The sequence below is a fragment of the Nonlabens sp. genome, assembly GCF_965660805.1.
Taxonomy (GTDB): Bacteria; Bacteroidota; Bacteroidia; order Flavobacteriales; family Flavobacteriaceae; genus Nonlabens.
This window is the reverse complement of record NZ_CBFIBE010000007.1, coordinates 42,806-66,250: the sequence shown is the minus strand read 5'-3', so window position 1 is coordinate 66,250 and position 23,445 is coordinate 42,806. Positions and strand designations below refer to the sequence as shown.

General features: G+C 35.7%; 25 protein-coding genes. 13 read left to right on the top strand and 12 right to left on the bottom strand.

The genetic code is table 11. The features are described from left to right. Positions 1-35 precede the first annotated feature (35 nt). Entirely contained in the window at positions 36-422 is a 387-nt protein-coding gene (locus tag ACTF48_RS03490) for a hypothetical protein (RefSeq protein WP_438961752.1), read from the top strand. Between the two features lie 79 nt (positions 423-501). On the opposite strand, the gene ACTF48_RS03485 is transcribed toward ACTF48_RS03490, so the two are convergent. Next, positions 502-1,563 carry a branched-chain amino acid aminotransferase gene (locus ACTF48_RS03485; protein ID WP_438961751.1) on the bottom strand — a complete coding sequence of 354 codons (1,062 nt, stop codon included), beginning with the start codon at positions 1,561-1,563 and terminating at the stop codon, positions 502-504. Between the two features lie 87 nt (positions 1,564-1,650). Between ACTF48_RS03485 and ACTF48_RS03480 the strand changes: the two genes are divergently transcribed. After that, entirely contained in the window at positions 1,651-2,208 is a 558-nt protein-coding gene (locus ACTF48_RS03480; protein ID WP_438961750.1) for a DUF4920 domain-containing protein, read from the top strand. Continuing rightward, the gene (gene mnmD / locus ACTF48_RS03475) at positions 2,209-2,874 is read left to right on the top strand and encodes a tRNA (5-methylaminomethyl-2-thiouridine)(34)-methyltransferase MnmD (protein ID WP_438961749.1); all 666 of its coding nucleotides are present in this window, start codon (positions 2,209-2,211) and stop codon (positions 2,872-2,874) included. Between the two features lie 4 nt (positions 2,875-2,878). On the opposite strand, the gene rlmH is transcribed toward mnmD, so the two are convergent. Continuing rightward, on the bottom strand, positions 2,879-3,352 hold the full coding sequence (rlmH, locus tag ACTF48_RS03470; RefSeq protein WP_438961748.1) for a 23S rRNA (pseudouridine(1915)-N(3))-methyltransferase RlmH: 474 nt from the start codon (positions 3,350-3,352) through the stop codon (positions 2,879-2,881). A 75-nt stretch (positions 3,353-3,427) separates the two neighbouring features. Between rlmH and nadC the strand changes: the two genes are divergently transcribed. The 5 genes from nadC to priA all read left to right on the top strand — a co-directional run bounded on the left by nadC (position 3,428) and on the right by priA (position 8,837). Beyond that, a complete protein-coding gene (gene nadC / locus ACTF48_RS03465) occupies positions 3,428-4,294 on the top strand; it encodes a carboxylating nicotinate-nucleotide diphosphorylase (protein ID WP_438961747.1) in 867 nt (288 codons plus the stop codon). Beyond that, positions 4,287-5,216 (top strand): YihY/virulence factor BrkB family protein, encoded by a 930-nt coding sequence (locus ACTF48_RS03460; protein WP_438961746.1) that lies wholly within the window; start codon positions 4,287-4,289, stop codon positions 5,214-5,216. Before nadC ends, ACTF48_RS03460 begins: the two co-directional genes overlap by 8 nt. Positions 5,217-5,246: 30 nt before the next feature. Continuing rightward, positions 5,247-5,813 carry a chalcone isomerase family protein gene (locus ACTF48_RS03455; RefSeq protein WP_438961745.1) on the top strand — a complete coding sequence of 189 codons (567 nt, stop codon included), beginning with the start codon at positions 5,247-5,249 and terminating at the stop codon, positions 5,811-5,813. 64 nt (positions 5,814-5,877) lie between these two features. Continuing rightward, complete coding sequence (locus tag ACTF48_RS03450; RefSeq protein ID WP_438961744.1) at positions 5,878-6,306, top strand: DUF2147 domain-containing protein; 429 nt, start codon at positions 5,878-5,880, stop codon at positions 6,304-6,306. Between the two features lie 80 nt (positions 6,307-6,386). Further along, entirely contained in the window at positions 6,387-8,837 is a 2,451-nt protein-coding gene (gene priA / locus ACTF48_RS03445; protein ID WP_438961743.1) for a replication restart helicase PriA, read from the top strand. Here the strand turns inward: priA and ACTF48_RS03440 are convergent. From ACTF48_RS03440 to ACTF48_RS03410, 7 genes are all read right to left on the bottom strand, one after another. After that, positions 8,834-9,709 carry a DUF808 domain-containing protein gene (locus ACTF48_RS03440; RefSeq protein ID WP_438961742.1) on the bottom strand — a complete coding sequence of 292 codons (876 nt, stop codon included), beginning with the start codon at positions 9,707-9,709 and terminating at the stop codon, positions 8,834-8,836. The two genes, priA and ACTF48_RS03440, sit on opposite strands and share 4 nt — an antisense overlap. Positions 9,710-9,829: 120 nt before the next feature. After that, on the bottom strand, positions 9,830-11,287 hold the full coding sequence (locus tag ACTF48_RS03435) for an FAD-dependent oxidoreductase (protein WP_438961741.1): 1,458 nt from the start codon (positions 11,285-11,287) through the stop codon (positions 9,830-9,832). A 125-nt stretch (positions 11,288-11,412) separates the two neighbouring features. Next, positions 11,413-12,912 (bottom strand): FAD-binding domain-containing protein, encoded by a 1,500-nt coding sequence (locus ACTF48_RS03430; RefSeq protein ID WP_438961740.1) that lies wholly within the window; start codon positions 12,910-12,912, stop codon positions 11,413-11,415. A 1-nt stretch (position 12,913) separates the two neighbouring features. Further along, the gene (locus ACTF48_RS03425) at positions 12,914-14,236 is read right to left on the bottom strand and encodes a cryptochrome/photolyase family protein (protein ID WP_438961739.1); all 1,323 of its coding nucleotides are present in this window, start codon (positions 14,234-14,236) and stop codon (positions 12,914-12,916) included. Positions 14,237-14,294: 58 nt separating this feature from the next. Then, a complete protein-coding gene (locus tag ACTF48_RS03420; protein WP_438961738.1) occupies positions 14,295-14,990 on the bottom strand; it encodes an SDR family NAD(P)-dependent oxidoreductase in 696 nt (231 codons plus the stop codon). A gap of 34 nt (positions 14,991-15,024) precedes the next feature. Further along, a complete protein-coding gene (locus ACTF48_RS03415; RefSeq protein WP_438961737.1) occupies positions 15,025-15,489 on the bottom strand; it encodes an SRPBCC family protein in 465 nt (154 codons plus the stop codon). A gap of 77 nt (positions 15,490-15,566) precedes the next feature. Next, positions 15,567-16,325, bottom strand: coding sequence for an autotransporter outer membrane beta-barrel domain-containing protein (locus tag ACTF48_RS03410; RefSeq protein ID WP_438961736.1), 759 nt, complete (start codon positions 16,323-16,325; stop codon positions 15,567-15,569). Between the two features lie 255 nt (positions 16,326-16,580). Here ACTF48_RS03410 and ACTF48_RS03405 point away from each other — a divergent pair, with 255 nt between their 5' ends. From ACTF48_RS03405 to ACTF48_RS03395, 3 genes are all read left to right on the top strand, one after another. Continuing rightward, positions 16,581-16,868 carry a 4a-hydroxytetrahydrobiopterin dehydratase gene (locus ACTF48_RS03405; RefSeq protein ID WP_438961735.1) on the top strand — a complete coding sequence of 96 codons (288 nt, stop codon included), beginning with the start codon at positions 16,581-16,583 and terminating at the stop codon, positions 16,866-16,868. Between the two features lie 145 nt (positions 16,869-17,013). Then, the gene (locus tag ACTF48_RS03400; RefSeq protein WP_438961734.1) at positions 17,014-17,757 is read left to right on the top strand and encodes a YebC/PmpR family DNA-binding transcriptional regulator; all 744 of its coding nucleotides are present in this window, start codon (positions 17,014-17,016) and stop codon (positions 17,755-17,757) included. A gap of 142 nt (positions 17,758-17,899) precedes the next feature. Further along, a complete protein-coding gene (locus ACTF48_RS03395; protein WP_438961733.1) occupies positions 17,900-18,277 on the top strand; it encodes a LysM peptidoglycan-binding domain-containing protein in 378 nt (125 codons plus the stop codon). Between the two features lie 265 nt (positions 18,278-18,542). On the opposite strand, the gene ACTF48_RS03390 is transcribed toward ACTF48_RS03395, so the two are convergent. Then, on the bottom strand, positions 18,543-19,136 hold the full coding sequence (locus tag ACTF48_RS03390) for an ACP phosphodiesterase (RefSeq protein WP_438961732.1): 594 nt from the start codon (positions 19,134-19,136) through the stop codon (positions 18,543-18,545). A gap of 60 nt (positions 19,137-19,196) precedes the next feature. On the opposite strand from ACTF48_RS03390, the gene glmM reads away from it, so the two are divergent. Further along, complete coding sequence (glmM, locus tag ACTF48_RS03385; protein WP_438961731.1) at positions 19,197-20,591, top strand: phosphoglucosamine mutase; 1,395 nt, start codon at positions 19,197-19,199, stop codon at positions 20,589-20,591. Here the strand turns inward: glmM and ACTF48_RS03380 are convergent. After that, positions 20,551-21,465 (bottom strand): lysophospholipid acyltransferase family protein, encoded by a 915-nt coding sequence (locus tag ACTF48_RS03380; protein ID WP_438961730.1) that lies wholly within the window; start codon positions 21,463-21,465, stop codon positions 20,551-20,553. The genes glmM and ACTF48_RS03380 overlap by 41 nt on opposite strands. Positions 21,466-21,520: 55 nt before the next feature. Between ACTF48_RS03380 and ACTF48_RS03375 the strand changes: the two genes are divergently transcribed. Next, on the top strand, positions 21,521-22,159 hold the full coding sequence (locus ACTF48_RS03375; protein WP_438961729.1) for a rhomboid family intramembrane serine protease: 639 nt from the start codon (positions 21,521-21,523) through the stop codon (positions 22,157-22,159). Here ACTF48_RS03375 and ACTF48_RS03370 read toward each other — a convergent pair. After that, a complete protein-coding gene (locus tag ACTF48_RS03370) occupies positions 22,154-23,275 on the bottom strand; it encodes a redoxin domain-containing protein (RefSeq protein ID WP_438961728.1) in 1,122 nt (373 codons plus the stop codon). The two genes, ACTF48_RS03375 and ACTF48_RS03370, sit on opposite strands and share 6 nt — an antisense overlap. Between the last annotated feature and the right edge of the window lie 170 nt (positions 23,276-23,445).

Below are 23,445 nucleotides of genomic sequence, written 5' to 3'. Positions count from 1 at the left end.
GACAAAATTACAACTCAAATTTTCAATAGCCGCACATGAAGAAACAAATTAAAGCCGTAGAAAAATTTCACACCGCATTTCAACTAGGTATGAATCATAAACCTGTAGGTGATATTACAGAACGTCGCAATAAGCTGCGATTTGAGCTTATGAAAGAAGAAAACGAAGAATATTTTGAAGCCGCTCAAAACAATGACCTCGTTGAAGTAGCAGATGCGCTAGGGGATATGCTTTATATTCTTTGCGGAACTATTATAGAACACGGCATGCAAGATGTTATAGAAGATGTTTTTGATGAAATCCAGCGTTCTAACATGAGCAAACTAGGAGCAGACGGCAAACCTATTTATCGAGAAGATGGAAAAGTTCTCAAAGGACCTAATTATTTCAAACCTAATTTTGAGAAGATTTTGAATCCATAAATCCACCATACTATAAGAACACAAAAAATCCCATTTAGAAAATTTCTAAACGGGATTTTTTAATAGGTTAAAGTGACTCCTAGACAGAAACTCTCCATCCATGTTTATCTTCAGCTCTGTTGTATTGAATATCTTTGAGAGCTTCTTTAAAACGATTTGCATAACTATCCTCTATAATAGGTAGTTCATGAACAAAATCTTTATGTTTATAACCTTTAATAGGTACAATTACTGCTGCAGTACCAGAACCGAAAATTTCTTTAAGGCTACCATTCTTTGCAGCGTCATTTATCTCTTTTACACTCACACGACGTTCCTCAAATGATATTCCAGCATCTTTTGCAAGCTGTATCACACTACGCCTTGTGACACCATTTAAAATACGATCATTATTAGGCGCAGTAAATAAAGTATCACCTATGCGCACAAAAATATTCATGGTACCTGCTTCTTCTAGATATTCATGAGTAGCAGCATCAGTCCAAATGATTTGTTGATAACCTTCAGCAAGTGCAAGGTTGTTAGGATAGAAACTAGCTGCATAATTACCAGCAGCTTTTGCATATCCTACACCACCATCTGCAGCACGAGAAAAGTCAGATGCTATAATAACCCTTACATCTCCTTTATAATAAGCAAAGGCAGGTGACATAACAATCATAAATTTATATTCTGTAGATGGAGCGGCAGCCACACCATTTTCACTAGCAATCATGAAAGGTCTTAAGTAAAGAGATAGCCCTTCACCATAGCGTACCCATTCCTTATCTAATGATACTAACTTTTTAAGACCTTCTATAAAAACCTCTTTTGGGACCTCAGGCATGGCAAGACGTTTAGCACTTTGATTAAAGCGTTTCCAGTTATCCTCAGGTCTGAATAAAAAGACTTCTCCAGTTGCGTCTTTAAAAGCCTTCATACCTTCAAAAATGGCTTGTCCGTAATGGAATACCTTACAGCTAGGCTCTACCATTATAGGACCATAAGGTTTAATATGCGCTGTTTCCCACTTACCATCACGCCATGTACATTCCAGCATATGGTCCGTAAATGTTTTTCCAAAAGTTAAATTATCAAAATCTGTATGAGTGATTTTAGAAGATTCAACTTTATCGATAACGATTTCGTGAGTGTCTATCATAACGTTTTTAATTTTTGCAAAGATACTCGATAATTAAATATAAAAAGACTAAACAAATTCTTAAATTTGCTGTAAACTATCAACAATATGAAAAATATATATCTAGTATTATGTGCTGCAATATCATTTGTAGCTTGTAAAGAAGAGGTGAAAACAGAGTTAATACCTGCTGTTAATGAGGAGAAAGTTGAAGAACTAGCTTACATGAGTTATGGTGCAAAAATTGATGCTAAAGATGCTATTGAAGCTTCTAAACTTGGATCTTTTTATGAAGGAATGAAACAAGGTGACACTATGGATGTTAAAGTACGCGGTGTAATTCAAGAGGTTTGTGTAAATAAAGGATGCTGGATTAAAATGCCAGTAAATGATTCAGAAGCTGCCTTTGTTAAATTTAAGGATTACGGTTTCTTTTTACCTAAGAATGGAGCAGATAAAGAAGTGGTTCTTAGAGGTAAAGCTTATAAAAGCGTAACACCTAAAGAAGAACTGATTCACTATGCCGAAGATGCTGGAGAGAGCGAAGAAGAAATCGCAAAAATTACTGAAGATAAAGTAACTTACTCTTTCATGGCAGATGGTGCTCTAGTAGAAGAGTTTGAAAATCCAGATGTAGAAGGTATGGAACCAGCTACAGAGGAATAAATGAAAAGAGAAATTATTTCCACCGGCGACGGCTCTAATAGTATTAACATTCCCGAGTGGAAAGAACAATATCATTCTAAACATGGCGCCTTGCAAGAGGCGCTTCATGTTTTTATAGAAATGGGTTTGAAAGACACGCTTTCGCGAAAGCATGATAAAAATATTCCCATTAATATTATAGAATATGGATTAGGTACTGGTTTAAATGCAATGGTCACTGCACAGGCAGAAAAAGAGCACCTTATTAATTATACTGCTGTAGAGGCCTATCCAGTAACCATGGAAGAGGCTGAGCTCGTAAACTATGGTTCTCTTTTAAAAGCAGAACAGCTCTATTTAGACCTTCATAAAGCAAACTGGGAAGAACCTATTCAACTTACCGATAATTTAACGATTACTAAGGTTCAAAAGAAATTCCAATCTATTAACGATGTAGAAGCTTATGATCTCATTTATTATGATGCTTTTGGGCCACGTGTGCAGCCTGATTTATGGGCATTAGATATTTTTAAAGCTGCTCATAAAGCCTTAGTTCCTGGAGGGATTTTAGTCACTTATTGTGCACAAGGTCAGGCACGTAGAAATATGATCGAAGCAGGTTTTACTGTTGAAAAATTAGAAGGTCCACCAGGGAAACGTGAAATGATGAGAGCTAGAAAAGTTTAACGCACTACTCATGGTGATAAGGTTCATTTCTTAAAATAGTAAAGGCCCTATAAATTTGTTCTACGGCAAAGAGTCTTACCATTTGATGAGAAAAAGTCATATCGCTTAGTGACAGTTTTGAATTAGCCCGACTGTAAACATCTGGTGAGAAACCATATGGTCCACCTATAATAAAAACAAGTCTTTTTAATCCAGAAACACTACGTTTATTAATCAGTTGAGCAAACTGCAAGCTGGTATATTTTTTTCCTTTTTCATCTAGTAAGGTCACAAAATCACTCTTCTCTAACTGATTTAATATCAGTTTACCTTCTTCATTTTTTTGCTGTTCTTCACTTAAATTCTTGGTTTTTTTAAGATCTGGAATAATATGTAAGTCAAAATTTACATAATGCTGTAAACGGTCTATGTACACTTGGGTCAAGTCGGCAATGCGGGAATCATCTGTTTTTCCTACGGCTATGAGAGTAATTTTCATAGAGCAAAGTTAATGGCATTTTTATAATATGTAAAAAGAGATGATTAGCTTATTTTTGAGTATTAAATAGAAATAATGGAATACGGTACCGCGGCCTTTAATGACGAGATTAAAAGAATTATTAAAAACGCCCTTAGAGAAGATGTAGGCGATGGAGATCACAGCAGTTTATCTTGCATTCCATCTACAGCTATAGGTAAAGCTCGTTTATTAGTTAAAGATGAAGGAATTCTGGCAGGTGTAGAATTTGCAAAGGCTGTTTTTAATGCTGTTGATCCAGACCTTAAAATAGATGTAAGAATAAAAGACGGAACTCCTGTAAAGTATGGTGATGAGGCTTTTTATGTTACGGGTTCTTCTCAATCTATTTTAAAAGCAGAACGTCTAGCGCTTAATGCTATGCAACGCATGAGTGCTATTGCTACTAAAACCAGAGCTTTTGTAGATGCCTTAGAAGGCACTAAAACTAAAATACTAGACACTAGAAAAACCACACCAGGCATAAGAGTGCTTGAAAAATGGGCGGTAAAAATAGGAGGTGGCGTGAATCATAGATTTGGACTTTATGATGTAATCATGCTCAAGGATAATCATATAGACTTTGCCGGTGGTGTGAGTAAGGCGATCCAGAAAACTAAACAATACCTTAAAGAAACTGGTAGAGATTTAAAAATTATAGTGGAGGCACGAGATCTAGATGAAATTAAAGAAATCTTAACTAATGATGGTGTTTATCGCATTCTTATAGATAACTTTAATTATGAAGACACACGCAAAGCTGTGGAACTCATAGGTGATTTATGTCTTACAGAAAGTAGTGGAGGAATAACGCTGGACACAGCACCACAATACGCTGCCTGTGGCGTAGATTATATTTCTAGTGGAGCTTTAACACATAGCGTTTATAATCTTGATTTAAGCCTTAAGGCCATACATGAGTAAAAATAATAATCTTTTAGACCGCATCCCTGTTCTTAACTGGCCTATTCATATAGCTAGGAAAATACGCATTCCCGGACTAGAAGGAATGACACTCTATGATTTATCAGAAACTTATGTTCTAGGTATTGCCCAAGGAGCATTTTCGGCAAGGGCAAGTGCTATTAGTTATAGTTTTTTCATGGCTATATTTCCGTTTTTACTTTTTGTACTGAACTTGATTCCATTTATTCCTATTGAAAATTTCCAAAGCGAGTTTCTGGAGTTTGTCATTGAATTACTACCACCACAAGCCGTGAGTAGTTTTGAAACGATTTTTAAGGAAATTGCACTACAAGGGAATTCTGGATTATTAACGGTTGCTTTTGTATCCTCCTTGATATTTATGTCTAATGGTATAAATGCAGTATTTAATGGATTTGAAAGGTCTTACCATACAGACTTTAATCGAGGATTTTTTAGGCAGTACGCTATATCTTTAGTTGTTTCAATCATGCTTACCATCTTTTTATTAACCATGGTAATCGTTGCAGGTTATGTGGAGTATGTACTAGAAGAATTACGCAAAACAAATTTCATGAGTGAAACGGGTCAAGGAGGAACCTTAGTTTTTGTAAGGTATGTAATTGTTATTATTCTGACCTATATTTTTGTAGCTGTGCTTTACTATTTTGGAACTAGAGATGGTCGTCTGACTCGTTTTTTCTCTATAGGTGCAACGGTAACTACGGTGCTAATTATTTTATTATCAGTTCTGTATGGTGTTTATATTGATAATTTTACCTCTTATAATGAAATTTATGGATCTATAGGTGCATTGCTTATTTTAATGATCTATATATGGCTTAATTCTAATATTTTATTATTAGGTTTTGAACTAAATGCGTCACTTAGAAAATTAAAGGCACAGAATTTGAATACTTAGTATTATATTTAAAACCAAAATTAAAACAAAATGAAAAAAGTAATTTTATTAGCAGTAGCACTCGTTGCTACTTTTACTGTGAGTGGACAGGTTACCATTAATAATGTAAAGGTTGAGCAATCTGTAACTGTACAAGGACAAGAACTCTCGTTAAATGGTGCAGGTTTAAGAGAGAAATTATGGTATGATTTATATGTAGGTGCATTATATACCACTGTAAAATCAGACGATGGAAACAAAATGGTAGATGCAGATCTTCCTATGGTGATTACCCTAGATATTACAGATGAGAATGTTACTCAAGAAAAAATGAAAGAAGCTGTAACAAACGGTTTTAGTGACAGCTGTACAAATAAAGAGCGTAAAGCCATCCAGTCAGAAATAAACACATTTATAGGGTTCTTTAAGGATGCTATTGTAGAAGGAGATGAATTCCAGATCGCTTATGTACCAGGAAAAGGAACTATGGTTTCTAAAAATGGTAACGATCTAGGAACTATTTCAGGACTTAATTTTAAAAGAGGACTTTTTGGAATCTGGTTAGGTGATGATCCAGCAGACGAGGACCTTAAAGCAGGAATGTTAGGCAAGTCTTAGTATAACTTTAATCATACTCATAGCCCACGTAGATTATATTTACGTGGGCTTTTATTTTTAAATCATGAAGAATTTTATAGGAATATTGCTGGTTCTTTTCGCTTTCGCGAAAGCGTATTCACAAGACATAACAGGAACCTGGAAAACCATAGATGAAACATCAGGAATTGTAAAATCTCATATATTCATCTATGAAGAGAATGGCAAGTACTATGGAAAAGTCTTAAAAGTACTCGATCCTGATGCTCCAGAAACACCGCTATGTGCTAACTGCGATGGTGATTTTAAAAACGCACCTATAGAAGGTTTAGTGATTATGAAAGATCTGGTTAAGAAAGGCAAAACATATAAAAATGGAACGATTCTAGATCCAGAAAATGGTAAAGTATATGACTGTAAACTATGGCTTGATCAGAATAATAGTGATCGTTTAAAGGTAAGAGGTTATGTTTTATTTCTGTATCGTACACAAACTTGGGTGCGTTTAAAATAAGAATAAATCTTTAATAAATATTAGGGTTTTCTCGTGGTACAGTTTATAGCATCTATTATTTTTACCTAGTATATTTTATTATGTCACATTATATAGATGTTATTATACCCTTGCCGCTGGAAAGGCTTTTTGCCTATCGAGTGACTGCCGCTGAGGCTGATTTTCTTCAACCTGGAATGCGCGTAGCAGTACCATTTGGTAAATCAAAAATCTATACTGGGATTGTTCATCATATCCATCAATCGCCGCCATTGAGTTATGAGGTTAAGGACATAGAACTTATTATAGATGAATCTCCTACGGTTACTCGAGAGCAGTTAAAATTTTGGAAATGGATTGCCTCTTATTATGTGTGTAGTGTAGGTCAGGTCATGCGAGCAGCCTTACCTAAATCACTACTCCTGGAAAGTGAAACCGTAGTTATAAAAAATACAGATACTGAAATAGATGAATCACTTCTAGATGATAAACAGTTTCTAATTATGGAAGCGCTAGAACATCGTCAGATCTTAAAAGTGGATGAGGTGATGGATATTCTAGAGCGCAAAACTGTACTTCCCATTTTACATAAATTGCTCGAGTTAGAATACATTATTTTACAAGAAGAAGTTTATTCTACCTATAAACCTAAAACGGTAAAATACATTTTCCTAGCTCCACAATTTAAAGAAGAAACAGCCCTCAAGAACTTATTAGAGGCAATGACTAGAGCGCCTAAACAGCGAGATGCGGTCATGACTTTATTTATGTTACAGGCTGGTAATAAATTAGTGGCTAGTAAACAACTGCAAGATCGTGCAGAAGTTTCTCGTGCTGTTATAAAAACACTGATAGAAAAAGAAATTCTCATAGAAGAAGAACATGCTGTAGATCGTGTTCTAGAAGAAAAGGCGAGTGGTCGCGATCTATTTGAATTACAAACAGCTCAACAGCGAGCGCTAGATGAAGTCAAAGAACATTTTTCTAAAGGGAAAACTACATTACTTCTCGGAGTTACCTCAAGTGGTAAAACTGAAATTTATGTACGTCTCATTCAAGAACAACTAGATTTAGGGAATCAAATATTGTATTTGTTACCAGAAATAGCTTTAACCACGCAACTTATAGCCCGTTTAAAAAAATATTTTAAACACCAGGTTCTCGTTTATCATTCTAAGTATAATTTAAATGAACGCTTAGAGGTATGGAATCATGTTATTCAAGCAAAGGAACCTTTTGTAATTATAGGAGCTCGCAGTGCCTTATTATTGCCTTTCCAAAACCTCAAACTCATAATTATAGATGAGGAACATGAGACTAGTTTTAAACAGTTTGATCCAGACCCTAGATATCATGCACGTGATGCGGCGGTAGTACTAGGGCACATGAAAGAAGCACAAATTTTATTAGGGTCTGCAACACCATCGCTAGAGAGTTATTATAATACTACTATAGGTAAATATGGATTAGTAGAACTGAAAGAGCGTTATGGTAAAGTACTTCTTCCCGAAGTTCAAATGGTAGACTTAAAAGACAAGCATAAAAGGAAAAAAATGAAAGGTCATTTTTCTGATACGCTTATAGAACACATGCAAGTAGCTTTTAAGAATGGTAATCAGGTTATTCTTTTTCAAAACCGTCGTGGTTATGCACCTATTCTAGAATGTAATACCTGTGGTAATGCACCGCAATGTCCTAATTGTGATGTGAGTTTAACCTTCCACCAGTATAAAAAGCAATTGCGCTGTCATTACTGTGGTTATAATACTTTTATCCCAGAAGAATGTCCTGCTTGTACGAGTACAGCTCTGGATACTAAAGGATTCGGTACACAACAGATTGAAGAGGAGTTTAAAGAACTTTTTCCTGATAAAAAGATTGCTCGCATGGATTTAGACTCTACGCGAGGTAAAAAAAGTATAGAAAGAATCATTGAGAAAGTAGATACTGGCGCCATAGATTGCCTGGTAGGAACTCAAATGCTCACTAAAGGTTTAGATTTTAGAAACGTTAGTTTAGTAGGTGTTCTCAGTGCAGACAATATGCTTAATTTCCCAGATTTTAGAGCCCATGAGCGTTGTTTTCATTTGCTTACACAAGTGTCTGGACGTGCTGGTCGTACTGCTGAGCGCGGTAAGGTGTTAATTCAATCCTATAATCCTGAACACCAGATTTTACAGCAAGTAAGTACTTATGATTATGGTACTATGTTTAAAGAACAATTACAGGAACGTTATCATTTTAAATACCCGCCATTCCAGCGTTTAATAAGATTAACTTTTAAACAACGTGATTATAACACGACCTTACAGGCAGGACAGTGGTTTGTAAATGCACTGAACCAAATCGAGCATGGAGTAGAAGTGCTAGGTCCAGAATTCCCACTAGTGGCACGTGTGCGCAACTTATATCAAGTGCATGTAATTGTTAAAATGGGAAAGCAACATCATCCTAAAACCATTAAGGACTACATACGTAAAGTGAAACGGAGTTTTGAATCTATAAAACAGTTCCGTTCTGTAAGATGTAATGTAGATGTGGATTGTTATTAATGTTTTTCCTTTAAAAATAGTTTTTGGAAAAATTTGATAAGTACTACTGCTATAATTCCTACTATAAGACCTACTATAAACTCAGCAATAATAGATGGCCAGCTGTGAAATAAGTCATGTAGGTAAGTAACATTGTGGAGAAAGATACCACCAGCGACAAGCAGTAGAGCAATAGTTCCTACCACGGCTAGACCTTTTATAATTAAAGGTAAAGCTTTAACGAGTAGAGTTCCCAATTTCATGGAAACGCCTTTTTTGTTTTTACTGTATTTGATAAGTCTGTAACCTAGATCATCCATTCTTACAATAAGAGCCACGATCCCATAAACTCCTATAGTTGCTAAAATGGCAACCACAGTTACTACCATGATTTGTTTAGTAATCGATTCTCCTAGAACTGTTCCTAGCGCAATGATTACTATTTCTACAGACAGAATAAAGTCAGTAAGAATGGCAGACTTAATTTTAGCTTTTTCTTTACTTAAAATTTCTTGTTCTGTAAGATTTTCGAGTGTTTCAGTTTCATCTACTTGTTTGTGCGGAAAAGCATATTCATAAATTTTTTCAGCTCCTTCATAGGCTAGATAAATAGCTCCTAAAATTAAAATGATGGTTACCACGACTGGTACAAAGGCACTTAATAGAAAGGCTAGAGGTAAAATGATAAGCTTGTTTAAAAAAGAGCCTTTAGTGATAGCCCATAAAACAGGAATCTCTCTAGAAGAAACAAATCCAGAAGCTTTTTCAGCATTAACAGCGAGATCATCTCCTAAAATCCCAGCTGTTTTCTTAGTAGCGACTTTACTCATTACAGCAACATCATCCATGAGTGCTGCGATATCATCTAGTAAGGCAAAAAATCCTGAAGCCATAATTATGGTAGTATTCTATTATTTATTGAGTGGTGCGTGAGCATATCGAGTTGCGAAGGTAACGTGAATCAGTATAAGTTATATAAATAGTTGTAGCGTTTTTTACATCATAGGTATACATTATAAACTTTCATTTTCTCTTTTTAAAACTCTTCCTCTAGGTTCATTTGCTTCATGCAGCACAATATCTGTATGTAAGAACTCAGCAGCTTGAGCAGATGCTTTTACCTTTACACCACTACGCTTAATCATTTCATTTTCATAAGGATTTAAAATGCTTGATCTTAATCCATTTTTGCGCCAGTCGTTATGTGGATTATTTGCTTTAGTGATACTACGTGCTAGCGATAAGGCATCGAGTAAAGCTTGGTTAGCACCTTGACCTTTAAATGGACTCATGGGATGTGCAGCATCACCTAACAGAGTGATGCGCTCATGGGGTTTCAATAGTTCTTGATTTAGTAAGGCTCTGTCATAAACAGGATATCCCGTTATATGTGCAGCAGTTGTACCAGCCATGATTTGTGGAATAGGATCATGCCATTGTGTTCTACGGCATGCTTCTTCTTTTAACGCTTTTGGACCTAAAGCACTGAGTTTTTTAGCATCTTCTTCAAGCATAGGAAAACTAAGTTGCCACATAACAGATTCCTGATTATAAGGCATCATGTAAATGCGTTCATGACCATTGGCTGTTTGAAACACGGTAGCTGAGTCTAATAAGTCATGTTTTAAAGGATCAAGTTTATGATAAGGGCAAATTCCTAAAATAACCATGCAATCTAGATAACGTAAAGGAGTAGAGTCTTCGTTAATAATCAGTTTGCGCACTTTGCTGCGTATTCCGTCAGCGCCTATAAGAAGGTTAGTGGTGGTAGTTTTTATAATACCATTAACTTCAAAACGTAGCTCTAGCTCATTATCCTGAACTGCCTTATAATCTATAAATTTATGTCCCCATTGCACTACATTATGAGATGGAAGTTGATCTAGTAAAGCGAGTCGTAATGATTGCCTAGCTATGTGAATATTAGTCCGTTTATCATAATTATTTTCCTTATCCTGGAGCCATTTTCTAATTCCCCATTCACCTATAATCGTTCCATCGGTTTTATGGACTATGTGCTTTGTAGAAACTATGCCTTCTTTGAGTTCTGTGATGCCAAAACCTTCCATAGCCTTACTAGCTTGTTGTAGGGTTAATCCATAACCTTGCGAGCGTTCATTAAAACTACTATCACGTTCAAATAAGGTAAAAGGTATTCCTCTATGAAGACAGGCTACAGCAAGCGCCACACCACCTATTCCACCACCTACTATGGCAAGGTGTGGATAATGATCTACATCTGGTTGAATAGGTTTAAGTACAGTTATTAATCCAGATCCTTGGCAGTTTTTACAAATACTTAAATGACCTCTAGGCTTTACAGGTTTTACTCCTGTAACTCCATTTTTATATTGTTCAAGATCACGCTCATAAGTTAATTTCACTCTCTTACGCAAGCGCTGTCTCTTTTTGCCTTGACCTTTGCAACTAGGGCACGTGGAGAAGTGGTTATGAGGTTTAGGGTCTTGCAAAGTTTTGTTTTATATAACAAAGGTAAGTAGAAGAATAAAATGTACTCTAATTTTTAATTCCTAACAAAATCCTCCATTAAAACAGCCTAAAAGTGTTATGCATCATTTTAACTTCATGTTCAGTTTTAATTCCTTTTAATTTCTTTGCCACCAGGCCATATTTCCCTATTGGGGTTAGTGTGTTTTGCAATAATCCGGGCAGCTTCAGTTTTGTTTTTAAGGTCTTTCTGAATTCCGTAGAGTATGTCTTGAGCACGCTTTCGCGGAAGCGTATTCTCAACAATCCTTTTAGGATAATCTTCTCCTAATTTAAAATTTAGAAACTGCTCATCCATAGCTGTGATTTTCCATGGTTCATGAATAAATCGTAGCGGTAAGTCTACTAATTCAGGTACCCATTTTTTTATAAAAACGCCATCGGGATCATGTTCTAGGCTGTTTTTTACTGGATTATAAACGCGCACTATGTTAATACCTGTTTCTCCAGCCTGCATTTGTAATTGCGGATAATGAATTCCAGGTTCAAAGTCTAAAAATTGCGAGGCTAGGTGATTACTAGCATCTTGCCATGGCTGCCATAAATGATGTGTGAAAAAGCCAGTGAGCATGGCTCGCAATCTGAAATTTACAAATCCCGTAGTGTTCAAACAGCGCATAGCTGCATCTACTAAAGGGTAACCGGTTTTTCCTTCTCGCCAGGCTTTTTGATGCTTTGGATTTATGGGTTTATCCAGTTGACGGTATGCTTTATGAACGCTACGCCATTCTAGCTGGTATTCCATTTCAAATTTCTCAATAAAATGAGCTTGCCACCTTAACCTGGATAAAAATGAGTTGAGTGTGCGCTTATCTTTTACATGATATTTTGCAGCACTGGCTTTTTGAGCAATCATGCGTACACTTACATTTCCCCATGCTATATATGGCGATAAACGGCTGCTATGTTTTCTACTGGTAGCTGGTTTAGAATAATATCTATTATATCCATTAATGCGCTGTTTTAAAAAGCTATCAAAGTATTTTAACGCACTGGTGGTTCCGCCGGGTTGAATATTTTTATCAATTGGTGTTTTAAGGATTACGATTTGAAATGATTTTTCTAATTCTTGAAGTTCATATAGGTCTAGAAATGTGCCCTTATCAAAATCAGGATGCTGCAAGTCTTTATTTATAAATTCAATCCAGTGTTCTTTCCATTTACTACGATTCTTAAGGCCTCGCAAAACACCATTTGAAACACTTTCTTGCCAGTGGATACCTTGAGACTTAAAATATCGAGCCATTTTGATATCCCTTTGATACGTTATAAGCAGACCAGTTTCTTGATGAGAAAAGACCATATGGATGTTAAAGGTATTTTGTAAACTTTTAAATATGGTTAAGGCATCACCTTTTACGCATAATACATGTGTAGGAACGCTTTGCAGCTTTTCATTCATGTTATGTAATGACTGCTTTATAAAATTGAAATGACGCTCACTGTAATGAGCGTCATTTAATATTATGGGTTCTAATATATAGAGTAGGAGTATAGGTAAAGGCTCTTGTGTTGCTTTTTTAAGAGGTTCGTGGTCTAGTATTCTCAAATCTCTTTTAAACCAGACGATGTTGATTTTTTGTTTCAATCTATGCCACTGCGTCTTTATAAGTTTTTAAGCAGCGTTCTCGTGCTTCTTTATGATCTACCATCATATCTACGTACTGATCTGTTTCAAATTCTGGAACCCATTTGTTAATGTATGCTCGGTTTTTATCAAATTTATCTTTTTGGGTAATAGGATTGAATATTCTAAAATATGGTGCGGCATCTACACCGCTACCAGCTGCCCACTGCCAGTTTCCCACATTACTAGATAATTCATAATCTAATAATTTTTCAGCAAAATAGCGCTCGCCCCAGCGCCAGTCTATTAGTAAATGTTTGCATAAAAAACTGGCTACCAGCATGCGTACTCTATTATGCATGTGACCTGTTTTATTAAGCTCACGCATACCAGCATCTACAAGGGCATAACCGGTTGTTCCACTTTTCCATTTCTCAAATTCGTCTTCATTATTACGCCACTCTATACGGTCATATTTTGATTTAAAAGCGTGATCTACAGTTTTAGGGAAATGATATAGAATTTGCATAAAAAACTCACGCCATATTAATTCGCTAAGGAAGGTTTTATCGGTTGCTGCATCTGCTTTTTTGATCATTTTGCGCACACTTACCACACCAAATCTAAGGTAAACACCTAGTCTAGAAGTCCCATCCTTTAAACCTGGGTAATTTCTTGTTTTATCATAATCTTCTATGAGTAATGGTGTGATGTTATAATCAGGGATTTCTATAGTGGATTTTTTGAATCCCATATCTGATAAACTCAGATGAGGTAAATGAGTGTTTTTAATACAGTTCTTTAAGTGATTCTCTGTGTGATGAATGGTGATATTATCAGCCTTTCCTATTTGTTCTTTAAAATGTTCTAACCATTTATTTTTATAAGGTGTGTAGACTACATAAGGATTACCATCTGCCTTTACGACCTCATCTTTTTCATAGATTACTTGATCTTTAAAGGTGTTAAAGATGATGTCTTTTTCTTTGAAGAATTGGGCTAATTTCTCATCTCTTTCTAGTGCATAAGGTTCATAATCTCTATTTGTAAATACAGTATGTACCTCATAATTTGTGGTGATTTTTTCCCATACTTGATCGGGTTTCCCATAAAACATAGCCATAGAGCTATCGTATTTATTTTGTAACTCATCTCGCATGTGTTGCAGTTGCTCATGGATAAAGGTTACTCGAGCATCATCTTCTGGTAGATGATCTAGAATATCTTTATCAAAAATGAAAATAGGTAAAACTGGAACATCACTTTTTAAAGCTTCTAGAAATCCCACATTATCATCAAGTCTTAAGTCCCTGCGGAACCAAAATATGTTTACTTTTTTATTCATTTTTCCTCTTTAATCTAAGCTCTTGAACTGGTGTTATGCACTCATAGCTTATTTATGTCTAGCCTAAACTTAATGAACCTTTTCCACCATTAACGCCTATAACTTGTCCTGTGATCCAGCCTGAGTTCTGTTCTAATAAAAAGGCTGCGGTACTAGCTATATCAGCAGGAGTTCCTACACGTTTTAACGGGTGCATTTCTCCCATTTTTTCTTTTTTGGCATCATTATTTAAAAGTCTGCCAGCAAGTGGAGTATCTACTAGTGATGGAGCAATGACATTTACTCTAACGGTAGGCGCATACTCTGCGGCTAGAGCTCTGGCAAAACCTTCTATAGCACCTTTGGCTGCTGCTACACTGGTATGAAATGGCATACCTGTGGAGACTGCAACGGTAGAGAAAAACACCATGCTGCTTGAACCATCTTTAGTTAATAAAGGTAGAACGGTACGTGTCACTTTGAGCATAGAGAAAAAGTTAATATTCATATCTTCTTCAAAATGTTCCTGCTTTAACATTTTAAACGGCTTTAAATTGATACTTCCTGGGCAGTACACAAAACCGTCTAGTGATTCTGGTAAGGCGCTGGTATCCAGCTGATCTGTAAGAGCATCAAATTTGATATGCGTGACACCATCTGGCAAATTTTCATTTTCTCGAGAAGCTACAAACAGATTGTTATTGCTATGCATGTGTTGTACTATAGCGTTTCCTATTCCACGGCTTCCGCCTATAAGTAGTATGTTTTTAGACATATTAATTGATTATTATGTGTTTATGTATTGTGTTTTATTTGTTAAATGAACCGAAGTGATTGATAAGTGCGCTTTCGCGAAAGCGGAATATTTCTTCTAACTGCTTTTTAACAAATGGAGCTCCTAACTTGCCTAACAGCCCAAATGGTAAACGATAGTGAATCAAATCTTCCATTAATGTGCCACCAGGAATCTCACTTATAAAATGTTTATGATGCCAGGTGGCATAAGGTCCATACATTTGCTCGTCTACAAAATATTCTTTTTCCTGAACCTGAGTAATATGAGTTACCCAGTTAGTGCGGTATAGTGGTAATGGCTTAACGGTATATTCAATAAGCTGTCCTGGATACATACCACGTTCTGTACCATATAGAACTTTCATGTCTAGTTCTGGCGGTGTGAGGAGTTTTAGATTATTAGCATCGGTTAGAAAAGTCCAGGCTTCATCTAATGAAATGGGTAGTTTTTGCTGGGATGAGAATTGGTATAATTTCACTGCTTTTGTTTAGTTTATAAAATTAAACATTAAACAAAAGAAGTCTAGTAAGAGTATGTTAAAAAAATAATAGTTTTTTAATCTTCACCATCATAACGATTTTCACCGCTAGAATACTCTGGTGAAAGTGCTATTTTAACACCTAAGCTAAAAACCAGATTAGAAGCATTAATAGTGCGCACTTCTTCTGGATTAAAGCTGGTACCTTCTATATCTAAAAAGTTATAACCTATAGGATTCCCTAGCGTGGTATTCCATTGAGGAGAGAAAAACACCTGAACTGATCTACGGAAGTAGTAATTAAAACGAAGACCGCCTTCTATATATGCGCTGGAAGGTGATGAGTTTGCTGAATCAGATTGATAAAGTATGCGATCTGGTGCGTCCTGTAGCTCAAAATTAGTAACCCTATTTGAAGGGTTATTATAAAAGGCTACACCAGCTTTAAAAAAGGCATCAAATTGAAATCTATTTATAGTATGACTGTATGTAGGTCCTATTGCGACACTTATAGTTCTATAAGCCTGGTTAGTTATTTCATTTTCAGGATTTGTATCTGAATCTAAATAACCAAACTGGTTAGTTTGTAATTTAATTCCTGAACTTAATCCCAAGTTTTTATTAATGTAATAAGTATAATCTAAACCTATATGAAGACCAGCTTTAGCAACGTCTTTATAATCACCTGTAGGTTGTGTAATCCCTAAATCCATTAATAAATTATGTCTAGGGATTTCTCTTAAATGGACCGCTTTGTTAGGTTTTTCCTGTTTTAAATGATCTTGGGATATGGCAACGTTACAGGCTAGGAGTAGAAGCAGAGTGATATTTTTCATAGCTCAAATATATTAACATTGTTTACTTTTTTAGGGATAAAGAAAGGAAATAAGGGCGTTTTATTCCATAAGACAGTAGGCGCTCATGTTTTAAGCATCATATTCTACTATGACATATAGAAACTTAAAAAACAAGGAGTAGAAACATTAACAGAGTAAGTATTTCAAGAAAGAAGTATTTACATAAATACTGTAATCAATTTACTGGGTCACTTATGATTAAGGATGTAAATTTGTAACTCTAAATAAAAGAACATGGAAAAATTAAATGAAGACCAGATACACCAGCATCTAGAAAAAGTAGAAGGATGGGATTATTATGATGATGCTATTCATACCACATTTGAATTTGATAATTTTATGGATGCCTTTTCAGTGATGACACGTATAGCGCTTATAGCTGAAAAGATGGAACACCATCCAGACTGGCACAATGTCTATAACACGTTAGAAATTACATTGAGCACCCATGACGTAAATGGTTTAACAGATAAAGACTTTCAACTTGCTGCTGCTATAGAGCACATCGTAGGAGACGAGTAATTACGGTATTGATTTTGTAAAATTGCAGCTGTTCATTAAATGAGTAGCTGTTTTTTATGCGTTATTAATGGGTCATCGTACATTTTGTTGCATCGATACTATCATAACCTTAAATTTGAACCTTTAAAACTAAACAATTTAATACATGGGAAGAGCATTTGAATTTCGCAAAGCACGCAAGATGAAAAGATGGAGTGCTATGTCTAAGGCCTTTACGAGAATAGGGAAAGATATAGTGATAGCCGTTAAAGAAGGTGGCCCAGATCCAGATTCTAATGCTAGATTACGTGCTGTAATACAAAATGCTAAGGCCGTAAACATGCCTAAGGTAAATGTAGAACGTGCCATTAAAAAAGCAACTGATAAGGATACCGCAAATTTTGATACTGTATTATTTGAAGGTTATGCTCCTCACGGTATAGCAGTACTGGTAGAAACCTCTACAGATAATAATAATAGAACCGTTGCAAATGTGCGTAGCTATTTTAATAAATGTGATGGGAACTTAGGAACATCAGGTTCTGTAGAGTTTATGTTTGATCATAAATGTCATTTTAGAATTCCAGCAGGTGAGCTAGACTTAGAAGAGCTTGAGCTAGAATTAATCGATTATGGTGCTGAGGAACTCTTTCTAGATGAGAAAGATGAAGAAGATGATAATTCAGTAGATGGCATTATGATTTATGCAGAGTTTCAAAATTACGGAACGCTACAAAGTGGTCTAGAAGAAATGGGACATGAAATATTAAGTTCAGACTTTGAATATATTCCTACTGTTCAAAAAGAAATCACTGCTGAGCAACGTGAAGATGTGGATAAATTAATAGAGAAACTAGAAGAAGATGATGATGTAAATAATGTTTACACCACCATGAAAGATCAGGAATAGGAAAAACTCGTTCACGCTTTCGCGAAAGCGTATTTTAAAGATTTTATAAAACTTTTATCGAATTAAAGATATTCAAGTAGTCTATTATCTTAATTTCTTAGATGATTAGTAACTTACCGATATTAATTTTAAAAGTAATAAAATGGTAAAAGAAAAATATCAAAGCGTTCTTGATTTAGGTGAAAAACTATCGATTCAGGATGGTGATGTACAAGTAAAAGGAGACCGTCTTGAAATAAGAGGAACTGCTGCTACACCTTATGAAAAAGACCTGTTGTGGGATGAAATCAAGAAAGTAGGTGGTGATAACCCTAGCGACCTTATGGCCGATATCAAAGTTTCTGATGAATCTGTTTATGCACGTCATACTGTTCAAAGCGGTGAATCCTTAAGTCTTATCGCAAAGCACTACTTTCATGATCCTATGAAATACAAGCAAATATTTGCTGCAAACACAGGTATTCTTTCTAATCCAGATGTAATTCATCCAGGACAGGAATTAGTAATTCCTAATTTATAAGTTTTAGATATAGAATAATATCTCACGCATATAAATGGCCTTGTTTTTACAAGGCTTTTTTTTTGCCATTATAATCTTAAAGATCAAGTATAGATCTATAGATTGATTTCTAGTGAGCTGTTCCAGGAAATGAGTTTGTAATAGTGTTATAGAGTTTTACCAAGTCTAAAATGGACCAGTGGTAAAAAATATAATCAGTTTGAAAATGGTGTTTTACTAGATTTCATCGTTTAACTCATCATCTTCAGGAGATGATTCCGAGCTGTTATAAAGAATCTAAGCTGATGTCTTGTTGCTTTACATGATCTTGCAAGTCTGAAAAAAAATCTCTGAAGTGGCGTTCCATTTCATCATAGTATTTCACTAATTCAATAGGTGCAAAGTTCATCTTGCTACGGTTTCTAGTGCGATGGTTCATTTGATTAAAAATGGTCGAGATTCCTTCTATTGTGGCATAGCTAAGTAACCAATTCTGTTCTATCATAAAGGGAAAAAAGTTCTTCACCTTTTCGGGTAATATTTCATGATTTTTATCCAGATCGCTATAAAATTGCTCTGTATAAAGGTCTAGCGGTATATCGTGAAAATCCAGCCAGTTTGCAGCTAGGAAATGGTCATAATATAAATCTATAATGACACTGCTCCAGTGTCCATACTCACTTCTTATAAGGTCTTTACTTAACTTAACTACAGGATGAGCATCAGTAAAAGTGTCTATATGCCTGTGTAAAATAATCCCTTGTGCCACGCGTTCAGGAAACGCTGTAAAGTCTTTACCGCGCACAGAATCTGCAATAAAATTACCGATACGCAACTCTGTGTCATTTCCAGAAAGGTAAATATGTGCGAGATAATTCATGTGGCAGTTGTAGATAGCGTTGAGTACTCTTACTTTTGTTGTAAATGTAAAGAATTTTCTATGACTCTTATAAAATCTATTTCGGGAATACGTGGTACTATAGGTGGTGAACCAGGTGAAAACCTAACACCGCTAGATGCCGTTAAATTTGCTAGTGCTTATGCAAAATGGCTTAAAGAAGCCTCTGGTAAAAATGCGCCTACTGTTGCCATAGGAAGAGATGCCCGTTTAAGTGGTGCTATGATCCAGGCATTAGTACAAAATACCTTACTAGGTATGGGCTGTCATATTATAGATTTAGGCTTGAGTACTACTCCTACAGTAGAAATTGCTGTCCCACTAGAAAAAGCAGATGGAGGAATTATTTTAACAGCCAGTCATAACCCTAAGCAATGGAATGCCTTAAAGTTGTTGAATCATAAAGGTGAGTTTCTAGATGGTGTAGAAGGTCAAAAGATTCTTGATACGGCAGCTGCTGAGGATTTTAACTATGTAGAGGTGGATCATTTAGGAACTGTTAAAGTTATAAAGGACTATATAGATCGTCACGTAGATTTAGTACTCGATATGTCGGTCACTAAGGTAGAGGCTATTAAAGCGATGAATTTTAAAGTTGTGGTAGATGGTGTAAACTCTACTGGAGGAATAGCGGTTCCAGCATTATTAAAGAAACTAGGAGTAGAGGTGATAGAATTATATTGTGAACCTACAGGACACTTTCCCCATAATCCAGAGCCTTTAAAAGAACATTTAGGTGATCTTGCTGCTGCGGTTGTTGAACAAAAAGCAGATTTTGGAATCACGGTTGATCCAGATGTAGATCGACTAGCCTTTATGACTGAAGAAGGAGAAATGTTTGGTGAAGAGTATACCCTAGTAGCTTGTGCTGACTATATACTAGGTATTCATAAAGGAAGTACGGTATCAAATCTATCTTCTTCTCGAGCCTTAAGAGATGTTACAGAATCTCATGGTGGTACTTATTATGCTGCCGCCGTAGGAGAAGTAAACGTAGTTCAAAAAATGAAAGAGGTTCACGCCGTAATAGGTGGAGAAGGAAATGGTGGTATTATTTATCCAGATTCTCATTATGGCCGCGATGCTCTTGTAGGTATAGCTATGTTCTTATCATTACTTACTGAAAAGAAAATGAAGGTAAGCGAATTAAGAGCTAGCTATCCAGAATATTACATGAGTAAAAAGAAAGTACAGCTTACCAAGGGAATGCCAGTAGATGATATCATGACAGATATCGCTACTACCTATGCGAGTGAAGATTTAACAACTATAGATGGTGTAAAGATTGATTTCCCAACAAAATGGGTGCACATGCGCAAATCAAATACAGAGCCTATCATCAGAATCTACACAGAAGCACCATCACAACAAGAGGCTGATCAACTTGCAGATCGTTTTATTCTTGAACTCGAGGCGATAGCACAGGAGTACGCTTAATATTATCTGGAGTGGCTTTCCATCTTTTATGAGACCAAAGATAATATTCAGGTTGTTTACGTATTTGTTCCTCAAGAAGATGTAGAAAGGTTTCTGTGATTTCCCAGTCTTTAGTTTGTGCTGCGTTTTCTGTAATGGTTTGAAATGAAGCTTGGTAATGACCTCGCTTTACTTTTTCTACCGCCAGATAAACTACAGCGGTATCATGAGCTTTGGCTAGTTTTTCACTACCCATAAAAACGGCACTTGTTTTATTAAAAAACTTAGTAAAATGTTGTGCTCTATATCTAGCTGGTGACTGGTCTGCAATAAGGCCATACATGGCCATTTCTCCACTGGTAATACTGTTAGAAATAGAACTACTTGCTTCTCTCATAGTGATTAGGGTAGAATTAAACTTCTGCCTTATATCTATGATTAATTTATTAAAGTACTTGTTTGCTAGTGGTTTATAAACCGCAATAATTTTATAATCTACCTGACCATCTAAACACATAGTCCATTCATAACTTCCTTGATGGCCAAACATTACTATAACAGGTCGGTTTTGTGCTCTTAAGTTGTTAATTAGTTCTAGATTAGTATAGATAAAGCGATTACGCATTTCCTCATGACTCATTCCCATAGACATAATCACTTCTATAAAACTATCGCAAAAGTGCTGTGTTGTTTTCTTTACAAGCAATTGTAGTTCCTGTTCGGTTTTTTCAGGAAAGGCTATTTTAAGATTGTGAAAGATCACCTTCTTACGATAACCTATGATATAGTAAACGATGATAAAAGCAAAATCACTAATACCATAAGCTATTCTTGTGGGTAGTCTAGAGATGATCCATAATAATGGATAAAAGAGGTAAAACGCAATGGCTTGCATAAATAAAATTTGAACAAATATACTATCTTGTTCCGAAGTAAATTTAAGACAAAATATGTTTCAAGGAATAGACAGCGTAACGTTAGTAATTATCGTTGCATGCTCATTAGTAAGTTATAAGGGTTTTCAAGATCGTAGCTTCTTCGATAGGTATAAATTTAATATCGCTGGGATTCAACGTGGAGAACAAATTAGGTTTTTAACCAGTGGATTTCTCCATGCAGATTTACAGCACTTAATATTTAATATGTTAACGCTTTATTTCTTTGCAAATTGGGTAGTGGCCTACATCGGTGACATAGGTTTTTTAGTGGTTTATTTTGCAAGTCTTTTAGGTGGTGGATTATTAAGTTTTATCTTTCATAAAGATGAATATCATTATAGTGCGATAGGAGCTAGTGGAGCTGTCTCTGGAATAGTTTATGCGGCAATTTTACTGGAACCAGGAATTTACATATATGGTATCATTCCTGGTTACGTTTTTGGAATCGGGTACTTAATTTACTCCATTTATGGAATGAAAAACAAGGTTGATAATATAGGCCACGATGCACATTTCGGTGGAGCAGTAGCTGGTTATCTCGTTACTTTACTATACGACCACCATGTCATTTTTGAGCAAACATTAACTGTCGTTTTAATGCTTGTCCCTATCATTGCTCTATTTGTATTAAAAAAAATAGGAAAATTATAAAAGTTCTGCAAGCTTATCATGTAGTGCTTGTCCTCTTAAGTTTTTTGCGATTATAATTCCGTTTTCATCAATGAGGAACGTAGCAGGAATACTAGTAACGTTATACTGTTTTGCAATGGGATCCTGCCAGTGCATTAATCTAGAGATATGGTACCAGTCCATTTCATCTTTTTCAATCGCTGCTTTCCATGCTGCTGCTGCATTTTGTTTATCTAGAGAAACACTAATTATATTAAAGCCTTTATCGTGATATTCTTTATAAGCGCGCACCACATTAGGGTTCTCACGTCTACATGGTCCACACCACGATGCCCAGAAATCTATTAAGGTAACCTTACCCATAGCGTCTTCTAGTTTAATAATGTCGCCATCGGGCGATTTACCTTCAAAAATAGGAGCTTTGGCACCTATAGCAGTAGCTGTGAATTTTTTAAGATAGGATTCTAAATTTTTAGTGATCGGTGCGTTTTTAACGTCGCCTTCCAGTAATTGAAACAATTCATTAGCCTTATCAGTATCTATAAGTTTAGAGTTAATCAAGTCGCCTAAAATCATAGGACTTACAAGCATATCTGGATGGTTTTTAATGGTTTTAAAGACATTGGACTTGTATGCTTCTTCAGCGTCCATCCATTGCTTTGTGATGGTGTCTCCTTTTTCCTGGTCACCAGCTCTATAAGCAATTCCACGATCAGTCTTAAACTGTTTAGATTGCTGTTGATAAGCTGCTTGATCAGTTCTAAAAGTATAGAGAAGTTCATTTTCTTTACTACCAGTTACATTACTAGCCCATAAAGAATCTTGATTAATAGTAATGTTTAAAGGTTCTTGCCCTTGAATAAATACAAAACGATCTTTTCCAGCTTCCATAGAAAGAAAACGTACCTCAGGAAAAGTTATATCTTCATCTTTATCAAAGTGAAACTTTTCATCCATGATTATAGCGGTATCTACAGGCATAGGTCTATTAGCAGCACTTAGTTTATTGAGATATACTCTCATACCATTATAAACACCTGGTGCATCACCGTCTATGAAGTGCGTGTCCTTTTTTTCAGTACCTGTTTTACAAGATGCTATAAGAACTAGAGTGATAGCAGATAATATATATTTCATGATCTTACTTTTTGCCAAAAATAATGGTTTTACACCTATATAACAGGTTAAAACTTTCTAAAACTAGAACCTCAAACCAAGCAAGCATAGGGAATAGTTTTACCTTTGTTTTATGACTAACTTCCCTGATGATTTTTTAATGGATGTGACGCTGATTGCTTACCACCTTT

What these genes read in the sequence shown, in the direction of transcription:
- rlmH (WP_438961748.1), bottom strand. Translation starts at nt 3,352, where the DNA reads ATGAAAATTACTCTCATAGCCGTAGGAAAAACAGATGATTCCCGCATT.
- mnmD (WP_438961749.1), top strand. Translation starts at nt 2,209, where the DNA reads ATGAAAAGAGAAATTATTTCCACCGGCGACGGCTCTAATAGTATTAAC.
- ACTF48_RS03370 (WP_438961728.1), bottom strand. Translation starts at nt 23,275, where the DNA reads ATGAAATATATATTATCTGCTATCACTCTAGTTCTTATAGCATCTTGT.
- priA (WP_438961743.1), top strand. Translation starts at nt 6,387, where the DNA reads ATGTCACATTATATAGATGTTATTATACCCTTGCCGCTGGAAAGGCTT.
- ACTF48_RS03390 (WP_438961732.1), bottom strand. Translation starts at nt 19,136, where the DNA reads ATGAATTATCTCGCACATATTTACCTTTCTGGAAATGACACAGAGTTG.
- ACTF48_RS03455 (WP_438961745.1), top strand. Translation starts at nt 5,247, where the DNA reads ATGAAAAAAGTAATTTTATTAGCAGTAGCACTCGTTGCTACTTTTACT.
- ACTF48_RS03480 (WP_438961750.1), top strand. Translation starts at nt 1,651, where the DNA reads ATGAAAAATATATATCTAGTATTATGTGCTGCAATATCATTTGTAGCT.
- ACTF48_RS03405 (WP_438961735.1), top strand. Translation starts at nt 16,581, where the DNA reads ATGGAAAAATTAAATGAAGACCAGATACACCAGCATCTAGAAAAAGTA.
- ACTF48_RS03485 (WP_438961751.1), bottom strand. Translation starts at nt 1,563, where the DNA reads ATGATAGACACTCACGAAATCGTTATCGATAAAGTTGAATCTTCTAAA.
- ACTF48_RS03375 (WP_438961729.1), top strand. Translation starts at nt 21,521, where the DNA reads ATGTTTCAAGGAATAGACAGCGTAACGTTAGTAATTATCGTTGCATGC.
- ACTF48_RS03440 (WP_438961742.1), bottom strand. Translation starts at nt 9,709, where the DNA reads ATGGCTTCAGGATTTTTTGCCTTACTAGATGATATCGCAGCACTCATG.
- glmM (WP_438961731.1), top strand. Translation starts at nt 19,197, where the DNA reads ATGACTCTTATAAAATCTATTTCGGGAATACGTGGTACTATAGGTGGT.
- ACTF48_RS03425 (WP_438961739.1), bottom strand. Translation starts at nt 14,236, where the DNA reads ATGAATAAAAAAGTAAACATATTTTGGTTCCGCAGGGACTTAAGACTT.
- ACTF48_RS03410 (WP_438961736.1), bottom strand. Translation starts at nt 16,325, where the DNA reads ATGAAAAATATCACTCTGCTTCTACTCCTAGCCTGTAACGTTGCCATA.
- ACTF48_RS03420 (WP_438961738.1), bottom strand. Translation starts at nt 14,990, where the DNA reads ATGTCTAAAAACATACTACTTATAGGCGGAAGCCGTGGAATAGGAAAC.
- nadC (WP_438961747.1), top strand. Translation starts at nt 3,428, where the DNA reads ATGGAATACGGTACCGCGGCCTTTAATGACGAGATTAAAAGAATTATT.
- ACTF48_RS03395 (WP_438961733.1), top strand. Translation starts at nt 17,900, where the DNA reads ATGGTAAAAGAAAAATATCAAAGCGTTCTTGATTTAGGTGAAAAACTA.
- ACTF48_RS03380 (WP_438961730.1), bottom strand. Translation starts at nt 21,465, where the DNA reads ATGCAAGCCATTGCGTTTTACCTCTTTTATCCATTATTATGGATCATC.
- ACTF48_RS03450 (WP_438961744.1), top strand. Translation starts at nt 5,878, where the DNA reads ATGAAGAATTTTATAGGAATATTGCTGGTTCTTTTCGCTTTCGCGAAA.
- ACTF48_RS03400 (WP_438961734.1), top strand. Translation starts at nt 17,014, where the DNA reads ATGGGAAGAGCATTTGAATTTCGCAAAGCACGCAAGATGAAAAGATGG.
- ACTF48_RS03460 (WP_438961746.1), top strand. Translation starts at nt 4,287, where the DNA reads ATGAGTAAAAATAATAATCTTTTAGACCGCATCCCTGTTCTTAACTGG.
- ACTF48_RS03490 (WP_438961752.1), top strand. Translation starts at nt 36, where the DNA reads ATGAAGAAACAAATTAAAGCCGTAGAAAAATTTCACACCGCATTTCAA.